General features: G+C 39.6%; 14 protein-coding genes and 2 pseudogenes. 4 read left to right on the top strand and 12 right to left on the bottom strand.

Annotated elements, in window-relative coordinates:
* Positions 1-4: 4 nt before the first annotated feature.
* The 3 genes from JCM19033_RS13700 to sda form a co-directional block, all read right to left on the bottom strand.
* Positions 5-499 carry a small multi-drug export protein gene (locus JCM19033_RS13700; protein WP_083465452.1) on the bottom strand — a complete coding sequence of 165 codons (495 nt, stop codon included), beginning with the start codon at positions 497-499 and terminating at the stop codon, positions 5-7.
* A gap of 554 nt (positions 500-1,053) precedes the next feature.
* Positions 1,054-1,566 (bottom strand): GNAT family N-acetyltransferase, encoded by a 513-nt coding sequence (locus JCM19033_RS13695; RefSeq protein WP_054636698.1) that lies wholly within the window; start codon positions 1,564-1,566, stop codon positions 1,054-1,056.
* A 137-nt stretch (positions 1,567-1,703) separates the two neighbouring features.
* A complete protein-coding gene (gene sda / locus JCM19033_RS22380; protein ID WP_083465451.1) occupies positions 1,704-1,850 on the bottom strand; it encodes a sporulation histidine kinase inhibitor Sda in 147 nt (48 codons plus the stop codon).
* 287 nt (positions 1,851-2,137) lie between these two features.
* Here sda and JCM19033_RS13690 point away from each other — a divergent pair, with 287 nt between their 5' ends.
* Entirely contained in the window at positions 2,138-2,635 is a 498-nt protein-coding gene (locus tag JCM19033_RS13690; RefSeq protein WP_054636697.1) for a MarR family winged helix-turn-helix transcriptional regulator, read from the top strand.
* 81 nt (positions 2,636-2,716) lie between these two features.
* Here JCM19033_RS13690 and JCM19033_RS13685 read toward each other — a convergent pair whose 3' ends face one another.
* The 5 genes from JCM19033_RS13685 to JCM19033_RS13665 form a co-directional block, all read right to left on the bottom strand.
* A complete protein-coding gene (locus JCM19033_RS13685; protein WP_054636696.1) occupies positions 2,717-3,454 on the bottom strand; it encodes a polyphosphate kinase 2 family protein in 738 nt (245 codons plus the stop codon).
* Positions 3,455-3,538: 84 nt separating this feature from the next.
* Complete coding sequence (locus JCM19033_RS24310) at positions 3,539-3,724, bottom strand: hypothetical protein (protein ID WP_054636695.1); 186 nt, start codon at positions 3,722-3,724, stop codon at positions 3,539-3,541.
* Between the two features lie 28 nt (positions 3,725-3,752).
* The gene (locus tag JCM19033_RS13675) at positions 3,753-4,091 is read right to left on the bottom strand and encodes a hypothetical protein (RefSeq protein ID WP_054636694.1); all 339 of its coding nucleotides are present in this window, start codon (positions 4,089-4,091) and stop codon (positions 3,753-3,755) included.
* Between the two features lie 193 nt (positions 4,092-4,284).
* Positions 4,285-4,485 (bottom strand): hypothetical protein, encoded by a 201-nt coding sequence (locus JCM19033_RS13670; protein ID WP_054636693.1) that lies wholly within the window; start codon positions 4,483-4,485, stop codon positions 4,285-4,287.
* A 246-nt stretch (positions 4,486-4,731) separates the two neighbouring features.
* Positions 4,732-4,971 carry an HPr family phosphocarrier protein gene (locus JCM19033_RS13665; RefSeq protein WP_054636692.1) on the bottom strand — a complete coding sequence of 80 codons (240 nt, stop codon included), beginning with the start codon at positions 4,969-4,971 and terminating at the stop codon, positions 4,732-4,734.
* Positions 4,972-5,387: 416 nt separating this feature from the next.
* On the opposite strand from JCM19033_RS13665, the gene JCM19033_RS13660 reads away from it, so the two are divergent.
* Positions 5,388-5,603 (top strand): hypothetical protein, encoded by a 216-nt coding sequence (locus JCM19033_RS13660; RefSeq protein ID WP_054636691.1) that lies wholly within the window; start codon positions 5,388-5,390, stop codon positions 5,601-5,603.
* 84 nt (positions 5,604-5,687) lie between these two features.
* Here JCM19033_RS13660 and JCM19033_RS13655 read toward each other — a convergent pair whose 3' ends face one another.
* Complete coding sequence (locus JCM19033_RS13655; protein WP_157049887.1) at positions 5,688-5,957, bottom strand: hypothetical protein; 270 nt, start codon at positions 5,955-5,957, stop codon at positions 5,688-5,690.
* Between the two features lie 73 nt (positions 5,958-6,030).
* Positions 6,031-6,300 carry a hypothetical protein gene (locus tag JCM19033_RS13650; RefSeq protein ID WP_054636689.1) on the bottom strand — a complete coding sequence of 90 codons (270 nt, stop codon included), beginning with the start codon at positions 6,298-6,300 and terminating at the stop codon, positions 6,031-6,033.
* Between the two features lie 398 nt (positions 6,301-6,698).
* On the opposite strand from JCM19033_RS13650, the gene JCM19033_RS13640 reads away from it, so the two are divergent.
* A complete protein-coding gene (locus tag JCM19033_RS13640; protein ID WP_054636687.1) occupies positions 6,699-6,968 on the top strand; it encodes an acylphosphatase in 270 nt (89 codons plus the stop codon).
* 103 nt (positions 6,969-7,071) lie between these two features.
* Here the strand turns inward: JCM19033_RS13640 and JCM19033_RS13635 are convergent.
* Together JCM19033_RS13635 and JCM19033_RS13630 are read right to left on the bottom strand one after the other, a co-directional pair.
* Positions 7,072-8,807, bottom strand: a pseudogene (locus JCM19033_RS13635) (phospho-sugar mutase).
* A gap of 249 nt (positions 8,808-9,056) precedes the next feature.
* A pseudogene (locus JCM19033_RS13630) lies at positions 9,057-10,738 on the bottom strand (glycerol-3-phosphate dehydrogenase/oxidase).
* 667 nt (positions 10,739-11,405) lie between these two features.
* Between JCM19033_RS13630 and glgB the strand changes: the two are divergent.
* Positions 11,406-13,256, top strand: coding sequence for a 1,4-alpha-glucan branching protein GlgB (gene glgB, locus JCM19033_RS13625; protein ID WP_157049886.1), 1,851 nt, complete (start codon positions 11,406-11,408; stop codon positions 13,254-13,256).
* Positions 13,257-13,284 lie beyond the last annotated feature (28 nt).

Genomic DNA, 13,284 nt, shown 5'->3' with positions numbered 1-13,284 from the left:
GTAATTATTCAAAAAAACCTCTAATAAAGCCATTTTCCTGATTTCCTAAAAGATCAATTCCATAATAAGCCAAAACGGAAAAAACAATACTCCAGAGAGAAATGCTTCCTAACACCCAATAAACCGTTTTTTGTTTTGAGCCTCCAAGAGTCACACACATAAAAGCAGTAAGATGACTGCCGACAAAAAGCGGCCCGATGACAGCCAAGCCAGGAAGCCCGTATCTTTGCCAGAGCTTCTGTGCTCTCTTGTGCCTTTTGCTTTGCTGCTGCTCTTGTTCCACTCCTTTGCGTTTCTTCCTCCATGCTTTAATTTGTTCAATAAACAGGACTAAAAGAAGCACTGTCAACAGATTTCCAGCTAAACCAATGACAATGGATGGTACAGTCGATAAACCAGCTATGATCGCAAGAGGTATAACCGCATAAGCTTCAAAAAAAGGAATAGCAGATAATACAAATACCAGAATATATGCCCACAGCAATGTCGCAAAATCCATGTTAACTCCCCCTGTATGTTATGGTGTTTATATCAACATAAACACCATAACACTGTTGCTGTAATCTGGCAAGGGTCAGTCAACTAAAATGGTTTCCATGTTTTTTGCAGACCGATTTGCTTAGAGTACAAAGAAAAATGATTCTACGTAAAACCTCCATGAAATAACAACATTGCTTTTTAAATTCTTTCACGGTATAATAGATCGAATACCACCTCACCCTCTAACAGGAGGTATTTGTTTACTCCCACATCATTAGCCTCTAATTTTCACTTCTCACGCTGGATACCCAATTTATAATTATGTGTAACAAGAACAAGTATGGTTGTAGACCAAATCACACTGGAGCGGTCATTGGAGCCGCAAGGACGAAAGAGTAGGAAGGGCTTTTGTTGTTTTATGAATCACTGCTGTATTTTTACCAATGTTATTAATAAATTGATTTAAAGAAAGAAGATGTGGGATACCCACTAGGCCAGCATAAGTAGGATTGCTGGCCTTTTTACGTTGGATTCCTTTTCACGATCAATTAATTACGTATGAACCTGTAATTATTATATTTCATCATCCATGCCTATCTTTACGCTTCGCCTCTCCAATAGTACTGTATCCCGCCAGACTCCGTTCATTTTCCCGATACGCTCCCGCCTGCCTACTTCACGAAAACCATGTTTCTTATGCAGCCTGAGACTGGCAGTATTTTCAGGAAAGATTCCGGACTGAAGAGTCCAGTACCCTTGCTTTTCACTCTCTGCAATTAAAGCAGCCAAAAGTCTGCTTCCTACTCCCATGCCTTTACTCTTTTTACTTATATAAATACTTACTTCTGCTACCCCGGCATATACATTCCTATTTGAAACCGGCGTTAAGGCAGCCCAGCCAAGGATGGCAGTGGCGCTGCGTACGACCAGTCGACATTCTCTAGCATGTTTTTCATCCCACTTCTCCCACGCGGGTGCATTTGTTTCAAAAGTTGCATTTCCGGTTGCAATTCCCTCTTCGTATATGGTCCTTACCTGTTCCCAGTCTTTTTCTGTCATCCAATCTATCACTATCGTTTCGTTCATTTCCTTTTTCCCACCGCTTCCTGTTTCATTTCCTGCTTTAGGTAATCACTATTATAACGACTTACAACACGGATTATAATCCTTTTTGGGACACAAAAATAGAGAGGTTTATATTATTTCCCTCTCTTTCAGTTTCATTATCTATTTTCTTTTTCAGTTATAGGGATTTCTTCTCCTCTTTTTCTTATTTCTTCTTCTAACAATTTTAAAAACTCTTCCTCTAACTCATTTTCACAGGCTAAGCGGTATGCTTCTAGAAGAGTGTGAACAGAGACTCCCTCCATGGCTTGCACCTCCACAACACTTTGCACTAACCACTTACATTACCTGACTTCCTCGCTTTAAAACATAAATTTACCGTAAATGAATTTTTTCTTTTAAAATTGTGGTACACAACCTGTAATTACGTATGTAACGGAAATATTATTAAAAGAACTGCATTTCTCTACAAAATAATGTTAAATGCTACTAGATTTCCTGTAAGTTTGATATCATGTTTTTATTAAACGAATTACTTCCAGGTGTTGAAGATTTCCAAACCCATTACATAAATATAAGAGGGGGACTTTGTATGAATGAAGCACAACAGAATTTTCATACATACTTAAATCTATTTAGGGGAGCTTATAAAGTTATCGAAGAAGACTGGCAAAAGTCAGCACAGGAAATAGGAATTACGCTAGCAGAGCAGCATATCCTGTGGATCCTTCACATAGAAGGAAGATGTACAATGTCACGTGTAGCAGAAGTCGGTTTATGGGACCTTTCCACTGTGATGCAAATCATGAAAAGACTGAAAAGCAAAGAGCTTGTCAAAACAGAAAAGAAAGCAAATGATTTACGAGTTTCTTATGTAACTTTAACAAATCAAGGGGAAAAGTTACGCGAAGAATCAGCTGGTAAAACCCATCGGTTTAACGACTTTATCCAGGAATACGCTAATAAGGGCGAATCAGAACAAAAGTTTCTAGCAGACCTGATGACTTTCTTAAAAGAAGCTAACTCAGTCTTCCACGGTTCTCATTTTGTAAAATGGCTGGAGCAGCAAGAAACTTCTAGAATCAAATAACCTTTCATTTCCCCATAAAAAGAGACTCTCATGAGTCCCTTTTTCTTTTGCTTTCCTCTTAAAAGTTTTATGAGGTAATATTTAAAAATATTGATCTAAGTCAATCTCCCGCCCTTTACACCCTTCTTCGATTGTCGCTATGATTGTTTTTAAGGTTTTTACCCTGGCAAAGTTTTTATCCTCGCCTTCAATAATATGCCAAGGAGCATGTTTTGTATCCGTTTTGTAAAGCATATCTTCCACTGCTATTTTATACTCATCCCACTTTTCTCTGTTACGCCAATCTTCCTCTGTTATTTTCCAGCGCTTTAAAGGGTTATTCTGCCTTTCCCTAAACCGCTTTAACTGTTCTTCCTTAGAAATATGAAACCAGAATTTAATAATGAAAAAATCTTCTTGAGCAAATATTTTTTCCATTTGATTAATTTGGTCATAAGCTCTTGTCCATTCTTCTTCTTCAGCCAACTCTTCCACTCTTTCTACAAGCACACGTCCGTACCATGATCGATCAAATATTCCGATTTTCTCGTATTTAGGCATTCTGTCAAGAAACCGTTGAAGGTAATGGTGCTGCTTTTCTTCCAAGTTAGGTGCTGCAGTAGCATGAACTTCTAACCCTCTAGGATCTATCTTTTCTACAACTCGTTTTATGGCACTGCCTTTTCCCGCTGCATCCCAGCCTTCAAATACGATTATACAGCCTAACTTATGCTCAACCAGTGCTCTTTGCAGGGCTAGTAATTTCATTTGCTCTTTTTTTAATTCCGTTTTGTAGACTTCATCATCCATTTTAAGAGAAAGATCTACCTCTTCGAGCATTTTTACTCCCCTTTTCTAAAGTGTTGGTAACCTTTCCCCTTATCCTTCCCTAAACAAACTCTCAGCGATTGATTCAGCTGTTACTCAATAAAATCTATGAAAAAAAGAAACTCTATCTTTTTTCCATTCATTTTTCCTATAAGCCGATGCTTCAACGAAAATCCTTGCTAAATTCTCGACTGTTTGTTTTTCACAGACAGCTTCGGGGGTATGATTTATGGCCCACTCCCATGCCCTTTTTTCCTCCTTTATGTATTCATTGATAAACAAATCTAAAGACTTTACATAACGAACTTTATCACCAACATTTAGAGCCTCTTTGTGATCCTTTATAAAATTTTTTAAAGGGTCTTCCTGTTTTTTGTTTCGTACAGTGACCTAATTCATGAAGAAGTATGATATAAACATAGGTTTTAAATTGAGCGAGCCTTATTCCATGAGAGACGATAACTTTTTTATAATTTTCTACCACTTTTTTTGAATTCACGTTAATTTCATAGTGATTTTCCTTTGAGCGGATCGCCGCTGCCTGAGTATTTATCGAAGAGTCTACTTTAAATGTTATAGTCTGTTTTAATTCCGGTGTAATCATTTTTACTAAGTGGTGAAAAGCCAAATGAAATACTTTTTCTTCCATCTATCCACCATTCCCGTTCATGTTAATTGGCCTCTTTAGGTGAAGCGAGATTATTATATACCAAAATAACTTTAAGTGCCACGCTTGGAAGTACAAGGGACACATACATTCAGGCATCAGCTTTATGTAAACAAAAAAAATAACCGGGAGTTTAATCCTGGTTATACTGTACGATATGTTTATTTATCAAATGTTATGTTCTTTCGCAGGCATCTTTTTTAATAACTACTCGCGGGTCAGGAAATTCTTCTTTTTTCTCTGCAATTGGATAATGAACAAATTCAATACAAACGGCGTGCTTATATTCTGCGGTAACCTGAGCTGCTTCTCCTTTATATAACACCTGTTCTCCTATCGTAAATAACCGGTCATATTCTGCTTGCTTGGTATACATATCATCTCTCCTTATGTTTGTTATCGCAATCGAGAGAGTGACTCTCATTACGGATTTGACCTTTTGCGGCTTTTGTTGTCCATAGGCCTGGCCCCTATTAATAGTAACTCTTGTCCTTGCTTCTTAGATTTACCCGCATTTACATTGAGCAAGAAACAAACCTGGACATTAGTTTATGTATATGTAATTTCCCTCAATTACACAAACACAAACTAAAAACCGCCTGAAAAATAACCAGGCGATTTTTTATATTAACTTTTTTATTGCTTCCACAGCATCCTTTGCATCGTTTCCAACTGCTCTTACCGTCATTTGATTCTTCTGCTTTAAAAAGGTGCTGACACTTATCAGGCTTTTTCCATTAATAACCATACCATTCATTTCAAACACAATATAGCTTTGAAATTGATTTGCTTCTCTAACAATTGTAAGAAGCTTATCATAATACATCTTTTCTTCCATTTGAACCATAACAGCTGCTTCCATGATCCACACTACCCCTTTATCGAAAAGTCAATTACCCACTTATTAAGAGAGTATTTGACCGCTTTTCTTTTTATGTTCATTTCCACTATATTCCTCTAATATATTATATATAAAAGTTTTTTTCATGTAGAAATATGGGAGGTTTGCTGACACCTATTTTCTGAAGGAGTAGTGCGTAAGCCTTTTTCTCTCAGTCTGATTTTATTTCGGCCTTCACAAGGATAGTTTTCAAAAACGAGTTCACATAATCCTTTATTTTAAAAGCGGCTTTCTTGTGTTATTTTTAATTTATATATTATTGAAGGAGTGAGGGTCGTGAAGGAAAATCATTCTGCATCGGACGAACTGCAGAAAAGATCGAAGAAATAAGCAGAGAAAATACCGTAACTATCACTGACCTCTTTGACCAAAGTTTTATGAAACAATATACTTCTGTTTCCTCTTTTGAAGTATTCATTGCCCAAAGCGGCTTTGTATTCGAATCTGAAGAGGAGTTTAATAAACTTACAGAAACTGAGAAGTGGAATGAATATATTGGAGAGACAACTATTTTTGAAGACTGGGATGAAATGAGAGAGACTGCCGGTAAAGTTTATATTCAAAGAAGAATTAAAATGATGGAATTTAATTAACGGAAAAGGCTCCCAATCTTTGCTTACTGCTGACGGTTACGTTTGTCAGGCAGACAGCAGAGCTTGGGAGCTTTATCTTTCATGTTATACAAACCACCAGGCATCTTTTTGTTTTCCATATTCTTGTGAAGAGGGTAAGAACTTTTGCTTATGCTCCTTTTTTTGATAGATTCTATCCATTTCTTCTACCATGGTATCCAGCTGCTTTCTGGTAAGTTTCCCTTCTGCATAAAGCAGGCACGCGTAGGCATATGCCAGAGATGATGTATCAATATTAACGGTTACGTCAACATCTGAGTTCCCACTGCGGTCTACACTGGAAACATGCTGAACCGGGAAAGGCTTTTTCTCCATTTCAACGTCCCCCTTATTCAAATGTAAAGGCAAGGGAAGCAATCTCATTGTGATTACCTCCCGTCATCATTTATTATCTTTTTCTTCTCCCATCCTGAAATCCTGTTTCTTGTGCCTGCTTAGCGTCTGCATCTGCAAAAGACTTAGCACGGCCTTTAGCAAAGGATTCAGCATCTACGTGAACATTTACATAAGAGTTTCCGCTGTTTTTAATCACTGCTTCTGCCACGTTATAGTTTTTATCTTTAATAAAATTTTCGTTATCCAGTTTGTTTCTGCCAGTACTGACTGCCTGTACTTGATCGTCAACTCTGTCATCCCTATGCTTTCTGTGAATGCTCATAGTCTCCCTCCTTTCCTCGTACTGTTACCACTCTATGCGTCACCTCTTAAAACGTATAGACAGGTTCCTTTCAAAAAACCTATCCCTCTTTTATTTCTACACCATTGGGAAAGGTATAGATAAAATAACATCCAAAAGGTGATAAATATGGAGCTTGTGAAATGCCAAAAAAACGTATGTAAACACCTGGGGTATGATTTCGTCGAAATTTATCCTCCCAGGTTATTGTTTAAAGAGGGGTATATTTATCCTGCCTATCAGGACAAGTACGGAAGCTGCTCGCCACTGATGAAGAGGGACAGTCTCATGTGGTATCGGAGACCATCAATAACCCTGAAGAAGACCCGTGGTTTCGTCTTCATTTTAAAAAGGTATGAGATTTTCAGGAGGTGGGATAGTTGAAAAAACATATTATTGTCCATGGAAAAGTGCAAGGAGTCGGATTTAGAGATTTCACCAGACAAGAAGCGAACAAGAAAAATGTCTTTGGGTGGGTGAAAAATAATTCCGATGGAACCGTTGAACTAAAAGCTGAGGGGGATAATAAAAATATGGAGGAGTTTATTGATTCCCTGGCTGAAGGTAATTCTTTTTCCAAGGTAGATCATCTTGATATTAATGAAGCAAAAGAAATAGATCACGAAAACAGTTTTGAAGTTAAATATTAATGCAGGTTATAGGCCGTTCCCAAGTACGGTAAACAAGCCTTGCGTTAAAAAGAAGCATAGGTCCGCAGATGCAGGCTATGCTTCTTCCTCTATTATTTCATTATTAAACCAGTTGATTTACTTTTCCCATCACATCTGCTTTCAGCAAGGCAAGTTCTCGCTCGGCTTCTTCCATGCTTTCCTCACGAACCCCAAAATAAAATTTAACCTTTGGTTCGGTTCCTGAAGGCCGCACACAAAACCAGGAGCCATCTTCTCTGAAATATTTTAATACATTAGAAACAGGCAGTTCAATCACTTCACGCTGGCTGCCCTCCAGCCAGCTTCTTTCGCTTGTTTTGTAATCCTCTACTGTGACAACCTGCTTTCCACCAGCTGTCCGAGGAGGAGACTTGCGAAAGTCTTTAATGATTTCTTCGATTTTTTCGACTCCCTCTTTCCCCTTGAGAGTAAGAGATTCAAGACCTTCCAGGTAATATCCATAACGGCTGAATAAGTTCATCAACCCTTCATATAACGTTAACCCTTGTTTCTTGTACCATAAAGTAATTTCTGCGGCTAACAAGGCAGCTTGGACTGCATCTTTATCACGAACGAATGATCCGACTAAATATCCATAGGATTCTTCGTATCCAAACTGAAATGAATACTCTCCTGACTCTTCATATTGTTTAATCTTCTCGCCGATAAATTTAAAGCCGGTAAGAGTGTCAATGGTTGTCAGTCCGTAAGCGTCTGCTACAGCGCGTCCGACTTCCGAAGTTACGATCGTTTTTAACACGACGCCGTTTGCCGGAAGAACTCCGTTTGCTTTTTTCTGAGATAAAAGATATTCCAACATAAGAGCTCCGGTTTGGTTACCCGTTAATACTTGATACTTCCCGTCATTGTTCCGGACAGCCACTCCCACCCTGTCTGCATCGGGATCTGTAGCAATAAGGACATCTGCCCCTGTCTTCTCTCCTTCTTCGATAGCCAGCTCAAAAGCTGCTTCTTCCTCAGGATTAGGACTCTTTACAGTAGAGAATTCAGGATCTGGAAGTTCCTGTTCTTTTACAATGTGCACATCTGTAAAACCACTCGTTTCCAGGGCCCGTACAACCGGGAGATTCGCTGTACCATGGAGCGGAGTAAACACAATGGTAACGTCTTTACCCTCTTTTTTTGTTAGATCCGGATTTACTACAATGGTTTGGAGCTCTTTATTGTAAGCCTCATCGATTTCTTCTCCAATCACTGTCAGAAGACCACTTGCTTTTAATTCTTCCTGGCTTGCAGCAGGTATTTGCAACTCATCTTCTACTTCCTCTACTTTTGTAATTAAGTCCTCTGCCGGCCCTGGAGGGAACTGGCCCCCATCCTCGCCATATACTTTAAAACCATTGTATTCCGGCGGGTTATGGCTCGCTGTAATCACTACTCCTCCAAACGCACGGAGATGTCTTACTGCATAGGAAAGTTCTGGAGTAGGCCTTAACTCTTCGAATATGTAAGATTTAATATTATGAGCCCCAAGGGTTAATGCTGTTTCCAAAGCAAACTCGGGTGAGCGGTGGCGGGAATCAAAAGCGATCACTACTCCGCGCTCTTTTGCTTCTTTTCCTGCTTCTTCAATATATCTTGCCAGTCCTTCGGCTGCTCTGCGGATCGTATACTTATTCATACGGTTAGTACCAGGCCAATTTCTCCCCGCATCCCGCCTGTACCGAATTCCAGATATTTATAAAAGCAATCCTCCGTCGCTTTTTCGTCTTTGGTTATTTCTTTCAGCAGGTCCTTTAAATCTTGATCTAAGCCTTCAAATGAACTCCAGCGTTCATAATGTTTCTTCCAAACCATACCTTTCCTCCTCGTCTCTTTCCAGTAGTAAAGCTTACTATCTCTTCCATTTTTAGAGTATCATGTACATTATTATTTTTATAGAAAAGTTTTTCTTTTTCCTTCTTTTTTCCTCCAACATTTATAGATGTGGTTCGTCAAATTTCTCTTTTTCCCAACGTGTTCTGGGGTGAGTTCTCTCAAATTACAGGGAAAAAAGCAATTTTTTCTCACAAAAAAGGAACAGGCAGCCTGTTCCTTCGTTGATTATCACACCACTTTTTTTGCTTCAGGACCGGATTCCTTTCCTAAGGGTACCTGAGCCCACTTTATTTCTTCTTCTAGCACTCTAGTAAATCGTCTTTCTTGCTCCTCTGTCCAACGTAAGTGATCTTTCATAAAAGCAGCGACCTTCTCCTTATAAGCGATTAACTGTTCCATTCCAAAATACAAATAAGCTGTTCTGCGATTAAAGAAGTCAAGTGGAGTCACTGCCATTTCATCCTGAAGAGCATACAGAAGTTTCCCAGCTATGTGAAGAGGCAGTCCATATTCCTTTGCAATCTCCCCTTGTTCTTCCACTAGTTCAAAAAGACGGGGAGCATTTGATCCATAAAAACGTACGATCTCCCTTGCCTCTTCTTCGGATAATCCAAGTGATAGTCCCTTAGCTTGATTTTCTTCAATAAAACGATCAAACCCTGCGCTTCCACCTACATCCCCGCCTGATAGTTTTATATGTTCAGTCGGGCACGGGGCGTGAATGTTAAGCTTTTCGGTAACAATATCAGCAATTCGTTCTGCCATCTTCCGATACCCTGTCAACTTTCCCCCTGCAATGGATATTAATCCAGACTCAGAGATAAACACCTCATCTTTTCGGGAGATTTCAGAAGCATTCTTGCCTTCTTCATAAATAAGCGGACGGAGACCTGCCCAGCTAGATTCCACGTCTTCTGCTGACAGGTTCACTTCAGGAAACATCTCATTTGCTGCCTGAAGAAGATAGTCCCGGTCTTCTTCGGTCATTCTTGGACTAGCAATATCTCCTTTATATACCGTATCAGTCGTGCCTACATACGCCTTTTTGTCCCGGGGGATGGCAAAGACCATTCTTCCGTCAGGCGTATCAAAGTAAACAGCTTGCTGAAGCGGGAACCTTTCCCGGTCAAACACCAGGTGAACACCTTTTGTTAAATGAAGCTGTTTCCCCTTTTTGGAGCCATCTTTTTCCCTTAACTCATCGACCCAGGGACCCGCCGCGCTTACAATATGCTTGGCATAAATTTCATAGGTTTTGTCGTTAACCAGGTCTTTAACATTTACTCCCACTGCTTTACTTCCTTTGTAAATAAATGATTCTGCTTTCGCATGGTTCACAGGTTGGCACCTAAATCATTTGCCTTCTTTATCGTTTCTAATGTTAAGCGGGCATCATCAGTGCGATATTCTACGTAAACACCGCCGCCTTTTACTTTATCCTTTAATAATAACGGTTCTTTTTTTAACGTTTCCTCTTTATTTAACATGTAACGCTTTTCACTCTTTTTTACTCGTGCAAGGGTATCATAAACTTTTAAACCAAGAGATGTTGAGAATTTACCAAAGGTGCCGTTTTCAATGATAGGAAGCAGCATCCATTCAGGAGTTGTAACATGGGGAGCATTTTCATAGACAATTGCTCTTTCTTTTCCCACCTCAGCCACAAGCTTCACTTCAAATTGTTTTAAGTAGCGAAGCCCTCCGTGTACTAGTTTTGTAGACCGACTTGACGTTCCTTCAGCAAAATCCTGCATTTCAATCAAACCTACATCTATTCCTCTGGCAGCTGTATCAAGGGCTATGCCTGCACCAGTAATCCCACCGCCGATGACAAGCAAGTCTAGCTCCCTACCTGACATTTCTTCTAACCGCTCTGTTCTAGATATGGCAGAAAACCGTGATTGTTTCATAGGTATCTCTCCTTTTTCTATTGTCAGAATTAGGAATAAAAAAGACCACAATACACCTGCTGTTGCGTAGCAGGGTATTGTGGTCTCTCTGTAACTCCGACCGTTTTATTAACTTAGTTCTATTATAACGAGAACCACTGATAATATCAAACCCTTTGCTAAAAACAGCAGGATTTCCTTGATGTTAACAAGACCCTTTTTACTAAATCACGTAATAGTAATTTTCCGGGTTAAAAAATGCGACAAAACTACAACCTTTTCAACAAAAATAATCTTTTTTCTGCTGATTGGACAGGGAATGAAATGACTAAGCACTTTCCTTGTTGAGTCTCAGGTTGTTTTGCCTGTTTTCCACGTCCGACAAATGTTCTAGGCCGATGTAATAAATAATATAGTTAAACACTACGCTTTTTGTTTGCACTTTATTATCTACCCTATTATTTCAGGTGCATGTAGTGAGAATGCAGTGTTTTGTAAGAATCATATAATCATGTACCCTGCATATAAATATTTTACGCGTTTTGCAGAAAAAATTTGTCAAAAAACTTCGCAAAGTTTTCTAAGCAGTTAGAAGGTTTATTTCTCTATGAAAGAGAAACTTATACTAACTCAAAACGGCTCTGTAGTTGACAGCCAGTAACTTTTTCATTTCACCAGGGGGATTGCAATGGATAATTTAGGGATTTCTGAACACGATTTGTATTTATTTCACCAAGGAACTTTTTTTCAAAGCTACGAGACATTTGGCTGCCATCACTTGGTACTTAACGGAGAATCTGGGTACCGCTTTGTTGTCTGGGCTCCTCATGCAAAACAGGTGAGTGTGGTGGGAGAATTCAACTATTGGAACGGGGATGATTATCCCCTTCACCGGATTAATGACCAGGGAGTATGGGCTGGCTTTTTCACTTCCATTGAAGCTGGTACATCCTACAAGTACAAAATCACCACTTCTTACGACGAAACATTATTAAAAGCAGATCCTTATGCTTTCACTTCCGAAGTTCGGCCTGCCACTGCCTCAGTAGCACCAGCTCCATCCACCTATAAATGGAGTGATCAGGAGTGGCTTTCAGAAAGAGAGAAGCAAGCGCCTTATGACTCCCCTCTTCTAGTCTATGAAGTGCATTTAGGTACGTGGAAACGCAAAGATGATGGAACTCTTTATTCCTACCGGGAGCTTGCTGAAACTCTGGTCCCATATGTGAAGGACATGGGGTTCACCCATATCGAACTTCTTCCTTTAGCAGAACATCCATATGATCGTTCATGGGGCTATCAAATTACAGGGTACTTCTCTGTCACAAGCAGGTTTGGCTCTCCTGATGACTTCCGTTACTTTGTTGATACGTGCCATAAGCATCAAATTGGTGTCATTATGGACTGGGTACCTGGCCATTTTTGTAAAGACAGTCACGGTCTTCGGCTCTTTGATGGCGGTCCCGTATTTGAATATGAAGATTCAAGGAAGGCTGAAAAGCTTTCGTGGGGGACATTAACCTTTGATTTTGGTAAGCCTGAAATTCAGAGTTTTCTTATATCCAACGCTGTTTTCTGGATGAAGGAGTTCCACATCGACGGATTGAGAGTGGACGCAGTAGCTAACATGCTCTATTTAAATTTTGATAAGCATGATGGAGAAGAAAAGATTTATAACACGTACGGTGGAGAAGAGAACCTTGAAGCCATTGCTTTTTTACGTAAGCTGAATGAAACGGTTTTTAAATACCAGCCTCATGCATTAATGATGGCTGAAGAAAGTACTTCCTGGCCTCTTGTCAGCTCCCCTATTCATGTTGGCGGGCTTGGCTTTAATTTCAAATGGAACATGGGCTGGATGAATGACATGCTTGAATATATGGAGATGGACCCCGTCCATCGAAAGTGGAATCACTCACTCATTACTTTCTCTTTAATGTATGCCTTTTCAGAGAATTATATTTTACCTTTATCTCATGATGAAGTGGTCCATGGGAAACGTTCCCTTCTTAATAAAATGCCAGGTGACCAATGGCAGCAGTTTGCTCAGCTCAGATTGCTTTACGGCTATATGATGACCCACCCTGGAAAAAAATTACTCTTTATGGGAGGCGAACTGGGCCAATATGATGAATGGAAAGATTTAGATGACCTGGATTGGAACCTTTTAGACTATCCTCTGCACAATAAAGTCCATCGTTATGTAAAAGAGCTGAATCACTTTTACCGTGAAGAAAAAGCATTGTTTGAAAAAGACCACGAAGGTGAAGGATTTTTTTGGATTAACGCCAATGATTACGAGCAAAGCATTATTTCCTTCGTAAGAAAAGGATTTGATCCTGAGGATGAACTTCTTATTGTATGCAACTTTACACCTGTGGTGCGATATGACTACCGCGTAGGAGTGCCTAAACCAGGCACCTATAAGGAAATATTCAACTCTGACTCTGAAGCTTTCGGAGGTTCCGGCAAACGAGCTCAGCCCCCCACTTTACTGTTCCTGAACATTGGAACGGCCAAGATCAATATATATCGTTGAAAATACCTCCTCTAGCCATCACTGTATA

The sequence above is a fragment of the Thalassobacillus sp. C254 genome (genome assembly GCF_001310615.1).
This window is presented reverse-complemented; position numbering and strand designations above follow the sequence as displayed.